At 70.4% G+C, this 19,757-nt stretch carries 22 protein-coding genes, 1 tRNA gene and 1 pseudogene; 13 read left to right on the forward strand and 11 right to left on the reverse strand.

All coding sequences use genetic code 11. The annotated features are described in order from the left end of the window. Positions 1-173: 173 nt before the first annotated feature. Entirely contained in the window at positions 174-1,091 is a 918-nt protein-coding gene (locus tag AB0M56_RS30070; RefSeq protein ID WP_364181940.1) for an LLM class flavin-dependent oxidoreductase, read from the reverse strand. 77 nt (positions 1,092-1,168) lie between these two features. Between AB0M56_RS30070 and AB0M56_RS30075 the strand changes: the two genes are divergently transcribed. After that, positions 1,169-1,972: a helix-turn-helix transcriptional regulator gene (locus tag AB0M56_RS30075; protein ID WP_364181943.1), complete on the forward strand. Its 804-nt coding sequence runs from the start codon at positions 1,169-1,171 to the stop codon at positions 1,970-1,972. Here AB0M56_RS30075 and AB0M56_RS30080 read toward each other — a convergent pair. Both AB0M56_RS30080 and AB0M56_RS30085 read right to left on the reverse strand, forming a co-directional pair. Beyond that, positions 1,914-2,420: a DedA family protein gene (locus AB0M56_RS30080; RefSeq protein ID WP_354863998.1), complete on the reverse strand. Its 507-nt coding sequence runs from the start codon at positions 2,418-2,420 to the stop codon at positions 1,914-1,916. The two genes, AB0M56_RS30075 and AB0M56_RS30080, sit on opposite strands and share 59 nt — an antisense overlap. Next, the gene (locus AB0M56_RS30085; protein WP_364181944.1) at positions 2,392-2,994 is read right to left on the reverse strand and encodes a methyltransferase domain-containing protein; all 603 of its coding nucleotides are present in this window, start codon (positions 2,992-2,994) and stop codon (positions 2,392-2,394) included. Before AB0M56_RS30085 ends, AB0M56_RS30080 begins: the two co-directional genes overlap by 29 nt. Before the next feature lie 147 nt (positions 2,995-3,141). Between AB0M56_RS30085 and AB0M56_RS30090 the strand changes: the two genes are divergently transcribed. The 3 genes from AB0M56_RS30090 to AB0M56_RS30100 are packed head-to-tail and all read left to right on the forward strand — an operon-like array spanning position 3,142 to position 6,132. Further along, on the forward strand, positions 3,142-4,269 hold the full coding sequence (locus tag AB0M56_RS30090; RefSeq protein WP_364182301.1) for a histidine kinase: 1,128 nt from the start codon (positions 3,142-3,144) through the stop codon (positions 4,267-4,269). Then, positions 4,266-4,913 carry a response regulator transcription factor gene (locus AB0M56_RS30095; protein WP_364181947.1) on the forward strand — a complete coding sequence of 216 codons (648 nt, stop codon included), beginning with the start codon at positions 4,266-4,268 and terminating at the stop codon, positions 4,911-4,913. The genes AB0M56_RS30090 and AB0M56_RS30095 overlap by 4 nt, the downstream gene beginning before the upstream one ends. Positions 4,914-4,950: 37 nt before the next feature. Further along, positions 4,951-6,132: a PQQ-dependent sugar dehydrogenase gene (locus tag AB0M56_RS30100; RefSeq protein ID WP_364181950.1), complete on the forward strand. Its 1,182-nt coding sequence runs from the start codon at positions 4,951-4,953 to the stop codon at positions 6,130-6,132. Here AB0M56_RS30100 and AB0M56_RS30105 read toward each other — a convergent pair. Beyond that, positions 6,129-6,848, reverse strand: coding sequence for an SDR family oxidoreductase (locus AB0M56_RS30105; RefSeq protein WP_364181952.1), 720 nt, complete (start codon positions 6,846-6,848; stop codon positions 6,129-6,131). The genes AB0M56_RS30100 and AB0M56_RS30105 overlap by 4 nt on opposite strands. A 64-nt stretch (positions 6,849-6,912) precedes the next feature. Here AB0M56_RS30105 and AB0M56_RS30110 point away from each other — a divergent pair, with 64 nt between their 5' ends. Both AB0M56_RS30110 and AB0M56_RS30115 read left to right on the forward strand, forming a co-directional pair. Beyond that, positions 6,913-7,293 carry an isochorismatase family protein gene (locus tag AB0M56_RS30110; protein WP_364181955.1) on the forward strand — a complete coding sequence of 127 codons (381 nt, stop codon included), beginning with the start codon at positions 6,913-6,915 and terminating at the stop codon, positions 7,291-7,293. Next, positions 7,290-7,679, forward strand: coding sequence for an NUDIX domain-containing protein (locus tag AB0M56_RS30115; RefSeq protein ID WP_364181958.1), 390 nt, complete (start codon positions 7,290-7,292; stop codon positions 7,677-7,679). The genes AB0M56_RS30110 and AB0M56_RS30115 overlap by 4 nt, the downstream gene beginning before the upstream one ends. Here AB0M56_RS30115 and AB0M56_RS30120 read toward each other — a convergent pair. The 5 genes from AB0M56_RS30120 to AB0M56_RS30140 all read right to left on the reverse strand — a co-directional run bounded on the left by AB0M56_RS30120 (position 7,676) and on the right by AB0M56_RS30140 (position 10,867). Further along, a complete protein-coding gene (locus AB0M56_RS30120; RefSeq protein WP_364181960.1) occupies positions 7,676-8,041 on the reverse strand; it encodes a nuclear transport factor 2 family protein in 366 nt (121 codons plus the stop codon). The genes AB0M56_RS30115 and AB0M56_RS30120 overlap by 4 nt on opposite strands. A gap of 100 nt (positions 8,042-8,141) precedes the next feature. After that, complete coding sequence (locus tag AB0M56_RS30125; protein WP_220247130.1) at positions 8,142-8,732, reverse strand: TetR/AcrR family transcriptional regulator; 591 nt, start codon at positions 8,730-8,732, stop codon at positions 8,142-8,144. A gap of 102 nt (positions 8,733-8,834) precedes the next feature. Then, positions 8,835-9,131 carry a hypothetical protein gene (locus AB0M56_RS30130; RefSeq protein ID WP_364181962.1) on the reverse strand — a complete coding sequence of 99 codons (297 nt, stop codon included), beginning with the start codon at positions 9,129-9,131 and terminating at the stop codon, positions 8,835-8,837. Further along, complete coding sequence (locus AB0M56_RS30135) at positions 9,128-9,901, reverse strand: zinc-binding alcohol dehydrogenase family protein (RefSeq protein ID WP_364181963.1); 774 nt, start codon at positions 9,899-9,901, stop codon at positions 9,128-9,130. Before AB0M56_RS30135 ends, AB0M56_RS30130 begins: the two co-directional genes overlap by 4 nt. Before the next feature lie 141 nt (positions 9,902-10,042). Beyond that, complete coding sequence (locus tag AB0M56_RS30140) at positions 10,043-10,867, reverse strand: oxidoreductase (protein WP_364181965.1); 825 nt, start codon at positions 10,865-10,867, stop codon at positions 10,043-10,045. 80 nt (positions 10,868-10,947) lie between these two features. Between AB0M56_RS30140 and AB0M56_RS30145 the strand changes: the two genes are divergently transcribed. Both AB0M56_RS30145 and AB0M56_RS30150 read left to right on the forward strand, forming a co-directional pair. Then, positions 10,948-11,856, forward strand: a complete 909-nt coding sequence (locus AB0M56_RS30145; protein ID WP_364181967.1) for a LysR family transcriptional regulator — start codon at positions 10,948-10,950, stop codon at positions 11,854-11,856. Then, positions 11,769-12,155 (forward strand): annotated as a pseudogene (locus tag AB0M56_RS30150) (HIT domain-containing protein); the annotation flags it as partial. The gene AB0M56_RS30145 and the pseudogene AB0M56_RS30150, both read left to right, overlap by 88 nt. 132 nt (positions 12,156-12,287) lie before the next feature. Here the strand turns inward: AB0M56_RS30150 and AB0M56_RS30155 are convergent. Next, the gene (locus tag AB0M56_RS30155; RefSeq protein WP_364181969.1) at positions 12,288-13,250 is read right to left on the reverse strand and encodes an acyl-CoA desaturase; all 963 of its coding nucleotides are present in this window, start codon (positions 13,248-13,250) and stop codon (positions 12,288-12,290) included. Positions 13,251-13,456: 206 nt separating this feature from the next. Here AB0M56_RS30155 and AB0M56_RS30160 point away from each other — a divergent pair. From AB0M56_RS30160 to AB0M56_RS30180, 5 genes are all read left to right on the forward strand, one after another. Then, positions 13,457-13,528, forward strand: a tRNA-Gln gene (locus tag AB0M56_RS30160). 108 nt (positions 13,529-13,636) lie between these two features. Beyond that, a complete protein-coding gene (locus AB0M56_RS30165) occupies positions 13,637-15,331 on the forward strand; it encodes a GGDEF domain-containing protein (protein ID WP_364181972.1) in 1,695 nt (564 codons plus the stop codon). Between the two features lie 48 nt (positions 15,332-15,379). Further along, the gene (gene glmU, locus AB0M56_RS30170; protein ID WP_364181974.1) at positions 15,380-16,873 is read left to right on the forward strand and encodes a bifunctional UDP-N-acetylglucosamine diphosphorylase/glucosamine-1-phosphate N-acetyltransferase GlmU; all 1,494 of its coding nucleotides are present in this window, start codon (positions 15,380-15,382) and stop codon (positions 16,871-16,873) included. Next, on the forward strand, positions 16,870-17,850 hold the full coding sequence (locus AB0M56_RS30175) for a ribose-phosphate diphosphokinase (RefSeq protein WP_220244310.1): 981 nt from the start codon (positions 16,870-16,872) through the stop codon (positions 17,848-17,850). The genes glmU and AB0M56_RS30175 overlap by 4 nt, the downstream gene beginning before the upstream one ends. A gap of 97 nt (positions 17,851-17,947) precedes the next feature. Further along, positions 17,948-18,802: a TIGR03621 family F420-dependent LLM class oxidoreductase gene (locus tag AB0M56_RS30180; RefSeq protein ID WP_364181977.1), complete on the forward strand. Its 855-nt coding sequence runs from the start codon at positions 17,948-17,950 to the stop codon at positions 18,800-18,802. Between the two features lie 23 nt (positions 18,803-18,825). On the opposite strand, the gene AB0M56_RS30185 is transcribed toward AB0M56_RS30180, so the two are convergent. After that, positions 18,826-19,665 (reverse strand): ATP-dependent Clp protease proteolytic subunit, encoded by an 840-nt coding sequence (locus tag AB0M56_RS30185; protein ID WP_364181980.1) that lies wholly within the window; start codon positions 19,663-19,665, stop codon positions 18,826-18,828. Positions 19,666-19,757: the final 92 nt, after the last annotated feature.

The raw sequence follows: 19,757 nt of genomic DNA on the forward strand, positions 1-19,757 counted from the left end.
CGGCGGGGACCTGGGCGCTGGTTCAGGGGTTCACTCGAACGGGCACAAACGCTGCCCGGGTGGCATCGCGGTTCCAGTCGGGGTCTCCGGTGATCTTCATGGCTTTCCTTTCGTGTCAACGGATCCCCCGGGTGGGGATCCGTTCATGACACGGATGGAAGGCACTCGAGGGTTCAGCGTTCTTTGGAATTGGTCGGCAAGAGTCCGGACAGCAGGCGCAACTGGTCGGCCACCACGCCGGCGTCCAGGGCGGCGATGCGGATCAGAATATGGTCTGCACCAGCGAGTTCGTACTCGCGCAAGCCGGCCGCGACGGTCTGGACCGGGCCGGTGAGCATCGTCTGGATGGTGCCGATCGCGGACAGCGGGCGGCCGTAGGTGGCTTGGCAGTAGGTGTCCAGCGACTGGCGGCCGCGGGCGGGCTCGTCGGCGATGAAGGCCGTCGCGAAGAGGGCCGGGGTGATGGGGCGGTCGGAGAGGGAGCGGATGGTGGTGAGGCCGCGGGCGTAGTCGGCGGGGTCGGGCGGGTAGGGCAGCCAGCCGTCGTAGAGGTCGGCCGTGCGGCGGAGGGCGGACGGCGTCGCGCCGGCGAGCCACAGCGGGGGGCCGCCGGGGCGGGAGGGCGCGGGGACGTCGGGGAGCCAGTCGTGGTGGAGGACCTTGCCGTGGAACGAGCGGGGCGTGCCGGTCCAGAGGTCGCGCCAGAGGCGGGCGACGTCGTCGAGGTGGGAGAAGCGCGTCTTGAACCGCACGCCGACCAGGTCGAACTCCGGCTCGCTGAAGCCGGGGAACCCCGCGCCGAGGCCGAGCACGAGGCGGCCGCCGGAGAGTTGGTCGAGGGTCGAGATCGCGCACGCGGCCTGCACGGGCTGGCGGAACGCGGGCAACAGCGCGGCGGTCCCAACCGTCACGCGCTCGGTGGCCTGCGCGACGGCGGTCAGCAAGGTGAGCGGCTCGGCCCGGGCACGCACGAGCGAGTCGCCCGCCCAGACGGAGTCGAAGCCGAGGCGCTCGGCCTCGCGCGCGAGCTCGACGACGGCGGTGACGGGAAGCTGGGCCTGCCCGGCGGGCAGGAGGAGTCCGTAGTGCATGGGGTCGAGATTGTTCCGCCGCGGGTCCGGCGGCAATTCCCTTGAAGGAATGGCACGGGTTCTGCTTGCCTGGCCCCATGGACCCGGCCTTCGCCACCGCGCTGCGCGACGCCCGCACCCGCCGCCGCCTCAGCCAGCTCGACCTGGCCCTGGCCGCCGGCACCACGCAGCGGCACGTGAGCTTCCTGGAACGTGGCCGTTCGACTCCTGGCCGCGGCATGGTCGTCCGCGTGGCCGAAGCCCTCGGCCTGCCCCTGCGCGAACGCAACGCCCTGCTCCTGGCGGCCGGCTTCGCCCCGCGCTACGCCGAGACGCCACTGGGCGACCCCCGGCTGGCCCCCGTCCTCGATTCCTTGACGGCCCTGCTCGACGGCCACCGCCCGTACCCGGCGCTGATCATCGACCGCTACGGCACGCTGGTCTCCGCGAACGACGCCTTCACTCTCCTGACGGAAGGCGTCTCGCCGGACCTGCTGGCTCCACCCGTGAACGTCCTGCGCCTCGCCCTCCACCCCGACGGCATGGCCCCGCGCATCCACAACTTCGCCGACTGGGCGCAACACGTGCTCGAACGCCCCCGCCAGGGCCTGCCGAATCCGCGTCAGGCCGAGTTGCTGGCGGAGCTGACGTCGTACCTGCCCGCGCCTTCGCCGCCTTCGCCGGACCACCTCGGCTTCGCGGTGCCCCTGCAGCTGTCCACCTCTCTGGGCGACCTCCACCTGATCACCGCCATCACCCGCCTCACGACGGCCGTCGACGTGACGATCGCGGAGCTGAGCCTGGAGACGTTCCTGCCGGCGGACGCGCAAACGGCGGCTTTGCTTACGGCACAACCCACCCCGCCAGCTGCCCCGCCAGCAACTCCACCCCCGCCCACATGACCGCGGCACAAACACTCCCCACCACAAACCGCCGATACGGCAGCCCGGCCGAGCCCGCCACTCGGGGCACCAACGTCCGCACCCCCGCCAAACACCGGCCCAAAACAACCGCCGGCACGCCGAACCGCACGATCACCGACTCGGCCCGGTCCCAGCGCGCCGCGCCAACCCGGCGCCCCAGCCGCGAAGAACGCAGCCGCGGGCCCAACATCCGCCCCTCCCAGTACGCGACCTGGTCGCCGAGAACAGCGGCGCAAACGCACACCACCAAAGCCACCCACCAGGACAAAGTCCCCCGCTGCACGAGGAAACCCATCAGCAGCAAAGTGGACAGTGTCGGCAGCACGATTCCCGGCAGCAGAGCCGTTTCCGCCGTGATCACCAAGGCACACACGACGTAGACGACCACAGCGGGTGCGTCAAGAAGCGGGTGCAGCAGAGCGTTCACGGGAAACCCCAGCGCAAACCGGCAAAGCGGCCCGATACACGTACGCCGGCGGCAAGTTCCGCCACACCACCGGAGTCCGCTCGACCACGAAGAAGCGGCTGCGCAGCAGGCGGGCGAAGCGGCGGGCCGGCGGTGTCCAGGCGGTGTGCGCGTAGGCGAAGGTCGTGAAGCAGCCGCGCGGGGACAGGATCGAGCAGGCCGAGTCCAAAATCTCCTGCTGTCGCGAAGAAGGCATGGCGGTCCAGGGCAGGCCGGAGATCACGACGTCCGGTGGGGCCAGCCCCAGGGAACCCAACGAGGAAGCCGAGCCGCACACCACCGAGACCGAGGGAAACCGCGAACGCAGCGAAGAGGCCAGCCGGGGATTGATCTCCACAGCCGTGAAGGACGCAGACGCCGGCAGCAACGCCAGCACCGCCGACGTGAACACCCCCGTCCCCGGCCCCAGCTCGACGACCGAAGACGCGCCCTCGAGACCCAGGCCTCGGGTCATGGCCGTGGCCAGGAACCCCGAACTCGCCGCGACAGCACCCGTCAGCATGGGGTGCCGGAAGAACTCCGTGGTGATCGACATGTTCCCGAAACTAGGGACGTCGGGTGTGGCCGCGGATCGGCCGATCGGGCCCTGTGGGTCGTCCCATCGGAGGAGGCGAGGCATACCGCGGAAGGACGCGGCGAGCGGCCGGCGAGCGTTACGTTCGGAGACGTGCGAGCACTGGTGATGTGGGTACGCAGGCAGCGCTGGACGCTGGACCTGCCGCTGTACGCCGTCTTCGTGCTGCTCGGGCCGAACATCGCGGCCGGCGACTGGTCCCTGCGGCTGGTGCCGCTGGCGTTCCTGCTGCCGCTGCTCGTGCGACGGCGCTGGCCGCGGACGACGGCGGTGCTGATCATCGCCGGGGTGGTGGCCGTCTACACGAACGAGGTGTGGGCGTTCGACCGTGGGCGCAGTGAGCTGGCGATGGCGGTGGTGCTGTTCACGCTGGTCAAGAAGGGTGACCGCCGGTTCGCGGCGGTGATCGCGGCGGCCGTGCTGGGCCTCGACTGGATGTGGGGGGCCACGTGGGGCGTCGCCACGCAGAACCCGACGTTGACGATCGTCGGGGTGCTGCCGCTGCACATCGCGGCGTGGGCGCTCGGCGAGTTCTTCCGCGCGAAGGAGCAGCTGACCGACGAGGAACGGCTGCGGGCGGACCTCGCGGTGTCCGAGCGGCAGGCGCAGGCGCGCGCGGCCGTCGCGGAGGAGCGCACGCGCATCGCGCGCGAGCTGCACGACGTGCTCGCCCACAGCATGAGCGTGATCGTGCTCAACGCGGAGGGCGCGAAGCTCGCGCGGCACCAGGACCCGAACGCCGTGGACCGCACCCTCGACACCATCAGCCGCACCGGGCGCGGTGCCCTCGCGGAGCTGCGGCGGCTGCTCGAGGTGATGCACGCCGGCGAGCCCGCGCGCACGCCACAACCGACGCTCGACGAGCTGCGCACCCTCGTGGAGCAGTCCGGGCGGGACGTCGAGCTCGAAGTGACCGGTGATGCCACCGACCTGCCCACGGGCGCCGCGCTGCAGGCGTACCGGATCGTCCAGGAGGCGCTGACCAACATGCTCAAACACGCTCCCGCCGACGCGTCCGCCCGCGTGCGCGTGGAGTTCACGCGCACCGAGGTGCTGGTCGAGGTGACCAACACGGGGGGCCACGAGCCCGTGGCGGCCGGGCTGCCGTCGTCGGGGCGCGGGCTGGCCGGGATGGCGCAGCGCGTGGAGCTCTACCGCGGCAAACTCGAAACGGGCCCGCTGCCCGACGGCGGGTTCCGCGTGCTCGCGACACTGCGGACGGACGCGGCGCGATGACGTCCGTGCTGATCTGCGACGACCAGGAACTGGTGCGCGTCGGGCTGCGGATGATCGTGGACAGTCAGCCGGACCTCGACGTCGTCGCGGAGGCGGGCGACGGAGCGGAGGCGGTGCGGATCGCCCGCGAACGGCGACCTGACCTGGTGCTGATGGACGTGCGCATGCCGGTGCTCGACGGCGTCGCCGCGACCGAGCGCATCTGCGCCGCCCTGCCGGACGTGCGGGTGCTGGTGATCACGACGTTCGACCTCGACGAATACGCCTACTCGGCCCTGCGCGCCGGCGCGAGCGGGTTCCTGGTGAAGGACGCGCCGTCGGACGAGATGCTGGTGGCCATCCGCGGCGTGCTGCGCGGCGACGCGATGGTGTCGCCGTCGGTCACTCGGCGGCTGCTCGACCGCTACCTGACCGGGCGGCCCGTCGAGTCGGCGAAGCTGGGTTCGCTCACCGAGCGTGAGAAGGACGTGCTCGGACTGATCGCTCGCGGGCTGTCGAACGGCGAGATCGCGGGCAAGCTGATCATCGGCGAGACGACGGTGAAGACGCACGTCGGGCGGGTCCTCGCCAAGCTCGGCCTGCGCGACCGGGTGCACGCGGTGGTGTTCGCGTACGAGTCGGGGCTGGTCCGGCCCGGCGATTGAGACGCGAACGTCGCTTTTGTCGGGCATGCTGGGTGGTATGCGCCTGCCCGGAGTCGTGCTGCTCGCGTCGGTCGCGGTGCTCGCTGCCGCTTGTACGGGGGCGGCAAGTGCGCCACCGCCGTTGACGAGCGCGCCTTCGTCGGCGTCTGCCACCGGGTTTCGCGTCGAAGAGGTGGCGGGCGGGCTCGAGCACGGGTGGGACGTCGGATTCCTGCCGGACGGGTCGCTGCTCGTGCCGCAGCGGCCGGGCAAGCTGGCCTTGATCCGGGGTGGGCGGACCACTGAGGTGCGCGCCGACTTCTCCGACGTCCTCGTGCAGGGTGAGGGCGGGTTGATGGGGATGGTGCTCGCGGCGGATTTCCCTTCGTCGCGGGAGTTCACAACGTGCCAGACGCATCAGGAGAGCGGCCGGGCAGTCGACGTCCGGCTGATCACGTGGCGGCTCGCGCCCGATGGGGCGAGCGCGTCGAAGGTGCGGGACCTGCTGACGGGGCTGCCGGTGAACCCCAGCGGCCGGCACTCCGGCTGCCGGCCGACGCTGGCCCCGGACGGCGCGCTGCTCGTCGGGACCGGGGACACGGCGCGGTCGACGATCGCGCAGGACCGGCACAGCCTGGGCGGGAAGGTGCTGCGGATCAACGCGAAGACCGGCGAAGCGTTGCCGGACAACCCTTTCTTCGCTTCGACAGATCCGCGTGAGCGGCGGATTTACACCTACGGGCACCGCAACGTCCAGGGCGTCGCGATCCGGCCCGGGACCGGGCAGGTGTTGACTTCCGAGCACGGGCCGACGTTCGACGACGAGGTGAACCTTCTGCGCGCGGGCGCGAACTACGGGTGGGATCCGTCGAAGGGCGGCACGGATTCTTCGTACGACGAGAGCGTGCCGATGACGGACCTCACGCGGTTCCCCGACGCGGTTCGTCCACTCTGGACTTCCGGGGAGATCACCGAGGCGACCTCCGGTGACGCGTTCCTGACCGGATCTCAGTGGGGTGCCAATGAGGGCGCGTTGGCCGTGGTGGCGTTGAAGGGGCAGAAACTGTTGCTACTGCACCTGGATGCCGCGGCGAATGTCACTTCGGTGACGCTTCCGCCCGAATTCGACGACCGGTTCGGGCGGTTGCGCGCCGTCCGTTCCTCGCCGGACGGCGCGCTTTACGTGACCACCTCGAACGGATCGGATGACAAATTGCTGCGTGTCACTCCGGGCACCTAAGAGCCCTGGTACGCGCCGCCGTTGACGTGCACGACCTGACCCGTCACATGGCCCGCGCCGGGACCGGCGAGGAACTCCACGACATCCGCGATGTCTTCCGGACGGCCCTCTCGTTTGTTCATCGTGTTGGCGACCAGCCGGCCGCGGCGTTCGTCGGTGAGCTTGCCGTGGAAGAACTCCGTGTCCACGACCAGGCCGGGCGCGACCACGTTCGCGGTGATCCGCCGTCGCCCCAGAACCTTGGCGATATCCGAGTTCCACGCCTCGACGGCCGCATTGGCCCAGCCGTACGAACCGGCGCCGGTGTGTGCGGCGATGGACCCGATGGTGATGATTCGGCCGTTGTCGGCGATCCGGTCGCGCAAACCGGCCGTCACCAACGCGGCGGTGAAGACGTTGGCGCGGAAATTGGCCGTCCAGGCGGTGTTCAGGGTGGCGAGGTCGATGTTGTCGTCGCGGAGGAAATCGGTGTTGCCGCCCGCGTTGTTCACCAATACGTCAACGCGTTCCGGCAGTTCGGGCAAGGCCGCCTCGACGGCCTCGTGATCGCCGGCGTCGAACGCGACCGCCTTCGCACCGAGCAGCGCCGCGGCCTCGGCGAGCACGCTCTCGCGGCGGCCGGTGATCGTCACGCGGTCGCCGGCGCGCGCGAACGCGGCCGCGATGGCGTAGCCGATTCCCGTGCCACCGCCGGTGACCACTACTTCCCGGTTCATCACGGACATCCTTTCCCCAGTGGACGAACACAGACCGTACCGGGATCGGCCTAGGATCTGCCGTATGACTGAGATCGACCCCGCGTCGACGGCGCTCGTGCTCGTCGACTTCCAGGAGCGGATCGTCGCGATGCCGACGACGCCGTTCGCCGGGCCCGAGGCCGCCGCCAACGCCGTGCGCCTGCGCGACGCGTTTTCCGAAGCCGGCCTCCACACGCACCTGCGCGACGCGGGCGTGCGCACCGTCGTCTTCGGCGGCATCGCGACGGAGTTCGGCATGGAGTCGACGCTGCGGGCCGCCGCGGACCACGGGTACGCCGTGATCGGCGTGTCCGACGCGATGACGGGCCTTTCGGACGTGTCACACGAATCATCCACCACCAAGATCTTCCCGCGCCTCGGCACGGTGCTCACCACGGCCGAAACCCTTGCGGCGCTGGGATGATCGACAAACTCGCGTGGCTGCACGTGGTGGACGGCCGCGTGCTCGCGGCGGTGTCCTCCGGCAAGAACACGTGGTACCTGCCGGGCGGCAAGCGCGAGCCGGGCGAGTCGGACGCCGAGGCGCTGGTGCGGGAGATCGCGGAGGAACTGTCGGTCGCGCTGGACCCGTCGTCGCTCGCGCCCGCCGGCGTGTGGGAGGCGCAGGCGGACGGGCGTTCGGCGGGCACGGTGGTGCGGATGACCTGTTACACCGGCACGTTTTCCGGCACGTTGGCGGCCTCAAGCGAGATCGCCGCCTTTGATTGGCTGGGTTTCGAGGACCGTCCCCGGGTGTCCGCGGTGGTGCAGTTCATCTTCGACGACCTGCACGCGCGCGGCGTGCTCTAGCTGTCGCCGAGCTGCTTCTGCATCGCCGCGGCCAGCGCGTTGAGCCCCGACAACGGGCGCACCATGACGACGAACTCGTCGATCTGACCGGCTTCGTTGGTGCGCAGGAAATCGCAGCCCTCCACCTCACGGTCGCCGACGCGCGCGGTGAAGACGAGGGCGTGACCGTGGTCGTCTTTCAGTTCCCGCTGGTAGCCGAAGTCCTCGAACACCGCGAACGCCGCGCGCAGGATCGCCGCGACCTGCTCGCGCCCCTGGTAGGGCCGGTGCACGGCGGGGCTGCGGAACACGGCGTCCTCTGCGAACAACGCGATGGCGGCGGTGAAGTCTTTGGTCTCGACGGCTTCCCGGAAAGTCTTCATCGGATGATCGTCAAGCACTTGCGCCGTTCGGACAAGCCCGAGCTCGGCACCAGTGGGGTCCGCCCGTCGGTACCCGCTGACACCGGGACAAGTCCCCGGCTCAGCCCAGCAACCTCGGCTTGTGCTCCAAATGCGACAACCCATTCCAAGCCAAGTTCACCAGATGCGCCGCCACCTCATCCCGCTTCGGCTTGCGCGCGTCCAGCCACCATTGGCCCGTCAGCGCCACCATCCCCACCAAGGCCTGCGCGTACAGCGCCGACAGCTTCTCCTCGTACCCGCGCGCCGCGAATTGCTGGGCGAGGATGTGTTCGACCTGGCCCGCGATGTCGTTCAGGACGGTGGAGAAGGTGCCCGTGGAGCTGGCCACCGGGGAGTCGCGGACGAGGATGCGGAAGCCGTCGTGGGAGTCCTCGACGTAGCTGAGCAGGGCGATCGCCGCTTGTTCGAGCATGACGCGCGGGTGGCCGCCGTGGAGGGTGTTGACCATGCGGTCGAGCAGGAGCTGAGTTTCGCGGTCCACGACGACCGCGTAGATGCCTTCCTTGCCACCGAAGTGTTCGTAGACCACGGGCTTCGAGACGTTCGCGCGGGAGGCGATCTCTTCCACCGACGTGCCGTCGAAGCCCTTCTCCGCGAACAACGCGCGCGCGACGAGGAGCAGCTGCTGCCGGCGCTCGCTGCCCGTCATGCGGACGCGCGTCACCGGCGCCGCCGGTCGCGCGCCGGTGACCGCTGCTTCGCGCTTCGCCCTTCGTCTCCCCGCCATGCGCAGCAGGGTAGCCGCCGGGTGTCACGCCATCGGAGTGAGCACCGTTCGGGAGAAGGCGCCGCCCGAAGCGGCGGCGTGCGCGACAGCCTTGTCGACCTCGGCCAACCCGAACCGCGTCACCCGCTCCGGTGCCAGGTCGAGCGCACCCGACGCGACGAGGCGGATGATCCCGACGTTGGCCGCGCGCGGGTACATCCACTGGCCCCGCACCGTCACCGAGTTCCGCATCAGCCACGGGTACGGCAGGGACAGATCCGCGCCACCGAGCATGCCGACACCGCCCATCAGCACCACACGGCCGTGTTCGCGCACGGTCACGCGGCGGCGCGGGCGACGGACGCCGAGGCCCGCGGCGGGAGGAGGTCGAGCACCAGGTCGACGGGACCGTTCGCACGCATCGCGGCACGGTCCGTGTCAGCGTCGCCGCAGAGCTCGACCGGCCGCACGCGCGGGCCGAACCGCTCGGCCAGCAGGTCGAGCACCGCCCGGTTGCGGCCCGGCGCCACGACGAGGCCGGCTCCCATCGCCAGGGCCACGGCCACCGCGCAGCTGCCCAGGTTGCCGGTCGCGCCGCTGACCAGCACCGTCTCTCCGGCCGCGAGCCCACCCGCGAGCAGGCCGCCATACGGGATCACGTGCACGCCCAGCACTGCCCACCGCACGGGATCCACGCCGGCGGGCAGCGGATGGACGTTTTCAGTGGGCACGCGCATGAGCTCGGCGAACGCGCCGTCGTGGAAGTACCGCGACAGGCGCGCGCCGCCTTCTCCGCGGGAGCTCCAGCCCTGCAGCGTGATGTCGGGGGTGAGGGCGTCGTCGCGGGCGCGAACGGTCGAATCGCACCACACGAGGTCACCCGGAGTCAGTTTGGTCGCGTCCGCCCCGGCGCGTCGAACCCGCCCGATCCCCCCGATGCCGGGCACCACCGGCGGTTCGAGCGGATACCGCCGTTCACCGCTGAACACTTCGGCGGCGTACGGGGGCACGATCGTCGCGAGGACCTCGACGAGCACTTCGCCGTCCGGCGGATCGGGCACCTCGCCGACGACGAGCGGGGAACCGAAAGCGGTCAGAGTCGCTGCGCGCACGGGAAAGCCCTTCTGCTCAAGCACTTTCCCGAACAGTAGGACCACTCGGAGCCATGCCGGAAGCGAAGATCAGTCAACCCGGGTGTGCGTAATCCGCATGGTCCGGGCACGACACGAGCCGCCGGCGAAGACGCGGCGCGCTCAGGCGAACGCGGTGTCGCGCGCGTGGCCCTCCCAGGCCGTCAGATCGGCGCGCACCTGGTCGAGGTGGCCGCCGATGGCGTCGACGGCGTCCGCGCCGAGGGCCAGGCGCAGCGGGGTGTCGGGGGCGTCGAGCGCGGTGAGGATCGCGGCGGCGGCCTTGGCGGGGTCGCCGGCCTGCGTGCCGTCGGCGTCGACGACGAGGCGGCGCGTCGGGCCGACCGACTCGGCGTAGTCGTCGATCTCGCCGCTGCGGGTCGTGCTGCCCCACAGGCCGGTGCGAAACGCGCCCGGCTCCACGATCAGCACCTTGATCCCCAGGCGGCCCACCTCGTCTGCGAGCCCCTCGGACAGCCCCTCCAACGCGAACTTCGTGCCGCTGTAGGCGGAGAACCCCGCGAACGACAGCTGCCCGCCCATGCTGCTCATCTGCACGATCGCGCCGGAACGTCGCTCGCGCATGTACGGCAGCACTGCGCGCACGAGGGCCGCGGGGCCGAAGACGTGCACGTCGAACAGCGACCGCAGCTCCGAGTCGGTGGTCTCTTCGAACGCGCCGACGTGGCTGCGGCCGGCGTTGTTCACCAGCACGTCGAGCCGGCCGTGCCGCGCGATCACCGACGCGACGACCACGTCGACCGCCGCGAGGTCCGTGACGTCGAGCGCCACCGCCTCCACCTGGTCCGGGTGCGCGGCGACGACGTCGGCGAGCGTTTCGGTGCGCCGCGCCGCCGCGACCACCACGTCGCCGGCCGCCACCGCGGCCTCGGTGAGCGCGCGGCCGAAGCCGCTGTTCGCGCCGGTGATCAGCCAAACCTTGTTCATGTCCTGAGCCCCTTTCGCTGCCACCGACTCTGGGCGAAAATCGCTCGCGGGTCCAAGACCTGCTGCGATAACCATTGGCTATGGACGTGCACGGCCGCGATCTGCGGTACTTCGTCACGGCCGCCGAAGAGCTCCACTTCACGCGCGCGGCCGAGCGGCTCTACGTCTCCCAGCCCGCGCTGAGCAAGCAGATCCGCATGCTCGAACGCCAGCTCGGGGCCCCGTTGTTCGATCGCGACCGCCGCGAGGTCCGGTTGACACCGGTGGGCGAGGCCTTGCTGCCGCACGCCCGCCGGGTGCTCGCGGAGTGGGACGCGGCGCACGACGCCGTCACGCAGGCGAAGGCCGAGAAACGCGGCACGCTCGTCGTCGGTATGAGCACGAGCCCCGGCCGCGGCGGCATGCTGCCCGCGATCCGGTCGAGGTTCACCGACGAGCACCCCCACGCCCGGCTCACGCTGCGCCAGGTCGGCTGGCACGACTCCACGGCGGGGCTCGCCGACGGCTCCACCGACGTCGCCTTCGTCTGGCTCCCGGTGCCGGGCGCCGAACGCTACAGCTGGGTCGTGGTCGCCGAGGAACCCCGGCTGGTCGCGATGTCCGCCGCCCACCCGCTCGCCGGGCAGTCCACAGTGGACTTCACCGACCTGCTCGACGAACCGTTCCTCGCCCTGCCCGCCGACGCTGGCCCGCTGCGCGACTACTGGCTCGCCCCCGAAGCCCGCGGCGGCCGCGCCCCCGTGATCGGCGCGGAGATCAGCAGCGCGGACGAAACCTACGAGGCGCTCGTCGACGGCCGCGGCGTCTGCCTCATCGCCGCCGGCAACGCGCCCCTGCTCACCCGCGGCGACGTCGTCGCCCTCCCATTGCGCGGCGTGTCCCCCAGCCGCCTCGCGCTGGCATGGCGCAAGGACGACACCCGCCCGCTGGTCCACGGGTACGCCCGCGCCGCCCGGCTGGCCACCCAATCGACCGAGGACGAGCAGTGACCGGCGTGTTCTGCGCTCTGCTCAAGACCGGCGCGGCGACCTGGCTCGTCCGCGAACCGCACGCCGCCGCCTCCGCACCGCTGCCGGAGCGTCCACTCGCGCCGGGCCATGCGCTCGTGGCGCCGCCGGAGCATCGCGTCGGCGTCCTCGACGCATCCGACGCCGCGCCGCACCACACCATCAGCCTGGTGCGCCGCGTCGGCGACGCGATGACGCGCGCCCTGGGCGCAACCGGTGTGGACGTCCTCAACGCCGGCAGGCCCGGCTCGGGCCAGAGCGTGCCGCACCTGCACGTTCACGTGGTCCCGCGGTGGCCGGGCGGACCGCTCACGCCGCCGCGCGACCGGCGACGAACACGAGCGGCTCGCGGACGTCCTCAAAGAGAAGCGGACCACCGAAAACCGGTGGTCCGCAGAGGAAAACAGAAAGACTCAGCCCTCGGAAGCGATCCGCGCCAGCCGTTGCGGAGTCGGCCAGCGCACGTCGTGCACCCAGCCGAACTTCTCGAACATCCAGATCAGGCGGGCCGACATGTCGATCTGGCCGCGCTTCACGCCGTGGCGGGCCGAGGTCGGGTCGGCGTGGTGCAGGTTGTGCCACGACTCGCCGAAGGAGAAGATCGCCAGCGGCCAGAAGTTGGCCGAGCGGTCACGCGCCGCGAAGGGGCGTTCGCCGATCATGTGGCAGATGGAGTTCACGGACCAGGTCACGTGGTGCAGCACGCAGATGCGCACGAGGCCGGCCCAGAAGAACGCGGTGAGCGCACCCCAGAACGACCACGAGATCAGACCGCCCAACAGCGCCGGCAGCGTCAGCGACAGGAGCGCCCAGAGCCAGAACAGGTCGTCGACCTTCCGGATGGCGGAGTCCTTCACCAGGTCTGGCGCGAAGCGGGCCTGGTTGCTCGTGTCACGCTCGAACAGCCAGCCCATGTGCGCGTGCCAGAAACCGCGGGCGATGGCGGCCGGCGAGGTGCCGAACATCCACGGCGAGTGGGGGTCGCCGTCGCGGTCGGAAAACGCGTGGTGACGACGGTGGTCGGCCACCCAGGTGATCACGGGGCCCTGCAGGGCGATGCTGCCGGCGATGGCCATCACCACACGCAGCCACGGCTTCGCCTTGAACGACCCGTGGGTGAAGTACCGGTGGTACGCGACGGTGATGCCGAGGCCGCTGACGCCGTAGAACACCACGAACAGCGCGACGTCGACCCAGGTCAGTCCCCAGCCCCACGCGAACGGGACGGCGACCAGCAGGGCCACCAGCGGCGCGAGCACGCCGAAGTACACGGAAAGCTGCACGCCGATGCCGCGCTGACCTTCGACGATCGGCTTGGGGCCCTTCGGGGCCGGTTGCTCTCCAGCTGGCTGGGAACGGTCGAGGGTGGCCGTCATACAGTTCACTTCTTCCTACGAGCCCCTGCGAAGGGTGACCTAACCTACGATGCCGTAAGTTACGGTACAGGAGGTTTCGAGCCCTGGGGAGGCCCGAAACGTCCGTTCCGCTCCGGCGCGGTTCAACCGGTGAGGTACCCCGGAAGCGGGCGCTTCACCCTCCCGCCACCACTGTCGCCGATCATCGCTATCCTGACCAGGATCGATCCGCCGTAGTGTAATCGGCAGCACTTCAGATTTTGGTTCTGACAGTTCAGGTTCGAATCCTGGCGGCGGAGCAGGCATGTGACCAACCCGAGCCGAGACAGCGAAGCGATGGGGGTGTGGGGCGGCTGAGCGATGAAGCGATCGACCCCGGAACCGCCCGGCGTCCGACCCTCGTCGAGATGTCCGACGCGTGGCTGGTCGGCCGCGCGCGTGAGCTGATCGCCGCCGTCCAGCGGCAGGAGTTCGACAAGCAGCTCGAGATCGTCGAGATCATGGACGGGCTGCTCGAGGAAACGCTGCGCCGCGGTGAACCGACGCTGGTCGCGCAGTTGCTGCGCGCGTCGGCGTTCGCCCGCCTGGTCACGCGTGGGCTGGCCGCCGAAGCGGAGCCGCGGCTCGACGAGATGCTCGCCCACACCCGCCGCCACGGCCTGTCGCTGCTGCGCGCCGACGCGCACGCGTTGCGCGGACGCCGGCTGGTGCTGGCCGCGCAGGAAGACGCCGCGCTCACCGAGATCGCCCGCGCGCTCGCGATCCTCGACGACTCCACGATCCCCGACCGCCAGGTCGGCGTGCGCAACTGGAACCGCATGCAGTCAATGGCGCTCATCGACTGCTGGATCGTGCTCAACCAGCTCGGCGTGTACGAGGCGGCCGAAGAGGTCATCAGTCGCGCCCACCAGGCGATCCGCGAGAGCGCGAGCCCCCACGAGATCACGCTGCAGCTGATGAACCGCGTGAAAATGCTGGTGGGCTGGGGCCTGCGGCTGGAGCGCATCGAGCAGTACGACGAGGCGGCCGAGAAGTTCCGCACCGCCGCGTCGATGGCGGTGGCGGCCGAGGGCCCGTTCGCCGAGTCGTTGTTCCCGCGCAAGCCCGGCGTCTCCGCCGTGGACCAGGTGGGTGTGCTCGCTTCCGCGCTCGCGCTGCACAACCCGGCCTCGGAGCACGTGGACCGGCTCAAGCAGATGCAGCGCGGTCACCACTTCCCGCACGAGCAGGAGATCGTCGCCATCGCGCTCGCGCGTTGCCTCGATCGCGCCGGGCGCCGCGAAGAAGCGCTCGACGTGCTGCGCGAGACGCGCAAGGCGATGTCCGAGGACATCTCCCAGCCGTCGATGCGCCTCAACATCGCCCGCGAGCTCGCGCGGCTCGACACCACGCCGGACTACGCGTCGGGCGCTGGCAATTCGCTGATCGACTACGCGACCACGCTCGAGGCCGAGATGTGGACGCTGCGCGAGTCGCAGATCGCCACGCTCAACGCGCGCCGCGAGCACGAACGGCTGTCGGCCGAACACGGTGCGATCACGCAGCAGGCGCTGCAGGACCCGCTCACCGGCCTGCCCAACCGCCGCGCGCTCGACGAACGCCTGCGCGCGCTCGCGTCGTCGGCCGACGCGCAGCCGCTCGCCGTCGGCCTCGTGGACCTCGACGGGTTCAAGGGCGTGAACGACAAGCAGTCGCACGCCGAAGGAGACAACGTGCTCCGCGTCGTCGCGAGCACACTGCGTGACGCCCTGCGCGGCGACGACGTCGTCGCGCGCTACGGCGGGGACGAGTTCATCGTCCTGCTGCCGGGCGCGCCCGCGTCGGCCGCGAAGATGGCGCTGGGGCGCGCAGTGAAGTCGGTGGCAGAGCTGCCACACCACCTTTCGCACGGCGTCACTCTGTCCATCGGGCTGGTGTCGCTGCGGCCGCAGGAGCGGGCCGAGCAGGTGCTCGCGCGCGCGGACGCGGCGATGTACGAAGCAAAACGCGGTGGGGGCAACCAGGTCGCCTCCGCGAATTCGATGGCGGGCGACGCCGGCGCGAGCTGGCCCGCGGAGAGCATCCCGGCCGACCCCTCGTGGGGCGCCGAGGAGCCCACGTAGGATCGTTGCCCGTCGGAACGAGCCGGTAAATCGTTGTTGGGAGTCTCGTTGAGCGGCCCGCTGAGCACGCTGATCCTCGCCGCGGGTGAGGGCACCCGCATGCGTTCGTCCACCCCGAAGGTGCTGCACCCGATCGCCGGGCGCCCCTTGGTGGAACACGCCGTCCGCGCCGCGGCCGGTCTGAACCCCGAACACCTGGTGGTGGTGATCGGCCACGGCCGCGAAGCCGTCAGCGCCGAGCTGGCGCGCGTCGGCGGGGTGCTGGGCCGCGAGGTGACCACCGCCGTGCAGGCCGAGCAGAAGGGCACCGGCCACGCCGTGTCGTGCGCGCTGCACGAGCTGCCCGCAGGCCTCACCGGCACCGTGCTCGTGAGCTACGGCGACGTGCCGCTGCTCGACACCGAGACCCTCGCCGCGCTGCTGGCCGAGCACACCGGCTCGGGCAACGCGGTCACGGTGCTCACCGCCGTGGTCGCCAACCCGGCCGGCTACGGCCGGATCGTGCGCGACGGCGCCGGCGTGGTCCAGTCGATCGTCGAGCACAAGGACGCGACGCCGACGCAGCACGAGATCACGGAGATCAACTCGGGCGTCTACGCGTTCGACGCCGCGGTGCTCACCGACGGTCTCGCTCGGCTGTCGACGGACAACGCGCAGGGCGAGCTGTACCTCACCGACGTGCTGGGCATCGCCCACCACGACGGCAAGGGCGTCGGTGCGCTGGTGGTCGACGACCCGTGGGTCACCGAGGGCGTGAACGACCGCGTGCAGCTGGCGACGCTGGGCGCGGAGTACAACCGCCGGATCGTGCGCCGCTGGCAGCGCGAGGGCGTGACCGTGACCGACCCGAACACCACGTGGATCGAAGCGGATGTGACGCTCGCGCGCGACGTGCTGCTGGAGCCGAACACGCAGCTCAAGGGCACCACGTCGGTCGGCGAGGGCTCCGTGGTCGGCCCGGACACAACGCTGACTTCGGTGACGGTCGGGGCCGGCGCGTCCGTGGTCCGCGTGCACGCCGACGAGTCCGAGCTGGGCGACGGCGTGAACGTCGGCCCGTACACCTACCTGCGGCCTGGCACCAAGCTGGGCGCGAAGGGCAAGCTGGGCGCGTTCGTGGAGACGAAGAACGCGCAGATCGGCACCGGCACGAAGGTTCCGCACCTCACCTACGTAGGCGACGCGACCGTCGGCGACTACAGCAACATCGGCTGCTCCAGCGTCTTCGTGAACTACGACGGCGTGAACAAGCACCACACCGTCGTGGGCTCCTACGTGCGACTCGGTGCCGACAACACGCTCGTCGCGCCGGTGCGGATCGGTGACGGCGCTTACAGTGGAGCGGGTGCGGTGATCCGGGACGACGTGCCGCCTGGTGCACTTGCGCTCTCGGCGGGGCCGCAGCGCAACGTCGAGGGCTGGGCGGTCCGGCGCAGGCCGGGCACGCCGGCGGCGGAAGCGGCGGAAGCCGCCCTCGCCGCGAGTGAGGACACCGCCGTGTCCGTGTCGGAAGCAGGAAACGACGGGGAGTCGCCAGCATGAGTCCGAAGCAAGGTACGCCGAAGAAGAATCTGATGCTCTTCTCCGGCCGTGCGCACCAGGAGCTCGCGGAAGAGGTCGCCAAGCACCTCAATGTGACGATCACCCCGCAGACCGCGCACACGTTCGCCAACGGTGAGCTGTTCGTGCGGTTCGAGGAGTCCGTCCGCGGCACCGACGCTTTCGTGATCCAGGCGCACACGACGCCCATCAACGAGTACGTGATGGAGCAGCTGATCATGGTGGACGCGCTCAAGCGCGCCTCCGCCAAGCGGATCACCGTGGTCATGCCGTTCTACCCGTACGCGCGGCAGGACAAGAAGCACAAGGGCCGCGAGCCGATCTCGGCCCGGCTCATCGCCGACCTGTTCAAGACCGCGGGCGCCGACCGGATCATGACCGTCGACCTGCACACCGCCCAGATCCAGGGCTTCTTCGACGGTCCGGTCGACCACCTGATGGCGCAGTCCGTCCTCGCCGACCACATCAAGGCGACTTACGGCGATGCCGACATCACGGTCGTTTCGCCCGACTCGGGCCGCGTGCGGCTGGCGGAGAAGTGGGCGCAGCAGCTGGGCGACCGGCCGATCGCGTTCATCCACAAGACGCGCGACCCGGACAAGCCGAACCAGGCCGTGGCCAACCGCGTGGTCGGCAAGGTGCAGGGCAAGCTCTGCGTGCTGATCGACGACATGATCGACACCGGCGGCACGATCGTGAAGGCCACGGAGGCTTTGATCGAGGAAGGTGCCGCGGACGTCGTCATCGCCACGACGCACGGGATCTTGTCGGACCCGGCGACCGAGCGGCTTTCGCAGTGTAAGGCGCGGGAGGTCATCGTGACGAACTCCCTGCCGATCCCCGACGAGAAGCGGTTCCCGGGGCTGACGGTGCTGTCGATCGCGCCGATGCTGGCGGAGGCGATTCAGCAGGTGTTCGAGGATGGCTCGGTGACTTCGTTGTTCGACGGGGCTGCCTGAGAGTTTTGAGTTTTCCTTTTCGCCGTCGGTGGATTTCGGTCCGCCGGCGGCGAAACTGTGTGTGCCGCCTGGCGTGGCGCGGCTAGGTTCGTGCGTCATGGGGAACTTCAAGTTCGGTGTCAGTCTGCGGACTGTCGATTCGTCGTTCGTCGGCTTGTGCCGGCGGGCCGAGGAGCTCGGGTACGACGCGATCAGCGTGCCCGACCACCTGGGCGCCGGTCGCCCCGCGCCGTTTCCCGCGCTGGTGGCCGCGGCGGCTGCCACTTCTCGACCGCGGGTGGGGACGTTGGTGTCGAACCTGCCGTTCTACAACGTGGCTTTGTTCGCGCGAGATGTGGCGAACACCTGGGTCCTGACCGGTGGGCGGCTGGAGCTGGGGCTGGGTTCGGGCCACATGAAGTCGGAGTTCGACGAGGCCGGGTTGCCGTGGCTGAAAGCTGCCGATCGGATCGCTTACCTGCGTGACGGCTTGGCCGAGCTGCGTTCTCGGCTCGGCGCGGATCTTCCGCCGCTGCTGATCGCGGGCAACAGCGACGGGGTGCTGTCGCTGGCCGCGTCCGATGCGGACATCGTGGGCTTCGCTGGTCTGCGCCAGGCGCCGGGCAAGCCGCCGGGGACGTTCGTGCTGGATCCGGCTTCGACGATGGATGCGCGGGTGGCGTACTTCCGGTCACTCGCGGGAGGTCGGGAAATCGAGTACAACCTGCTGGTCCAGCGGGTGGTCGTGACCGACGATCGCCGCGCCGCCGCCGCGGAATGGCAGGCGTTGACAGACCCGGAACCCGGCGTCGACGAGCTCCTCGAAGCTCCGCAGCTGTTGCTCGGGACGGTCGACGAAATCGTCACTCAGCTCGTCGAGCGCCGGGAACGGTACGGGTTTTCGTACATCACCGTGTTCGACTCGATGATGGAGACGCTGGCGCCGGTGGTCGCTCGGTTGCGCGGCCGTTGACCACCCGGTGATCCACCGCTCGATCACCCCCGTGCGCGGTTCTGCGTCACCCGGTCGACCAAGCCGTACTCCACCGCCTCGGCCGCGGTGAATCGCCGCCGCCGCTCGGCATCCGCGCGAACTCGCTCGACGGGTTGGCCGCTGCCGGCGGCGATCAACCCCACGACTTCGCTGGTCCACTTGTCGAGCAGAGCGAGCCGCACCGGCGACGGATCCGGCTGGAGCTGAGGAAGGCTCAACGCGATCAGGGCCTGCGGGATGGCGGACCGTTTGCCGGGAGTGCCGCACGACACGAGCAGCTGTGCCATCCCGGCGGCCAGCCCCATAGCGCAGGTGGCGACGTCCGGCTTGACGAGGTTCATCGTGTCGAGGATGGCCATGCCGGCCGTGACGGAGCCACCGGGCGAGTTGATGAAAAAGGTGATGTCGGCAGTCGCGTCCGCGTCCTCGAGGAGCAGCAGCTGCGCGGTGATCGTGTTGGCGATCGCGTCGTCGATCTCGGCGCTCAGCACGACGATGCGCTTTCGCAGCAGCTGTTCGGCGTGCGCACTGAGGTCGAGGCTGGGGGATCCGCCGGCCGGCTCTCGCTCGCTGTGGCCGGCATGATCTGCCGACGCCGGGTGCCCAGCGGAACCGGGGTGTCGGACGTCGGAGGGGCCCGAAACATAGCGGGAGGCAATGCCTCCCTCGGTCTCGTCGATGTCGCGGCGGCCGGGCTCTTCGCCAGTTCCGCCCGCCCTCCCGGCGGCGGCCGCGGATTCGGAAGCCAGCTCGTCACCCAGGTCCCGCTGCGCCCGCACGGCTCCGGTGGCGGGCCGGAGAATCCCGCGCAGCCGCCGAGCCACGTCATCGCGGCGCGTCACAGCCGGACCTCGCGCCGTCGAGTGCACGGCGGTTCGCGATCAGTGGCGTGGCTTCCGAGCGGTTCAGTCATGCGCGCGACGGTAACCGTGCG

Source organism: Amycolatopsis sp. NPDC051372 (assembly GCF_040682095.1).
Taxonomy (GTDB): domain Bacteria; phylum Actinomycetota; class Actinomycetes; order Mycobacteriales; family Pseudonocardiaceae; genus Amycolatopsis.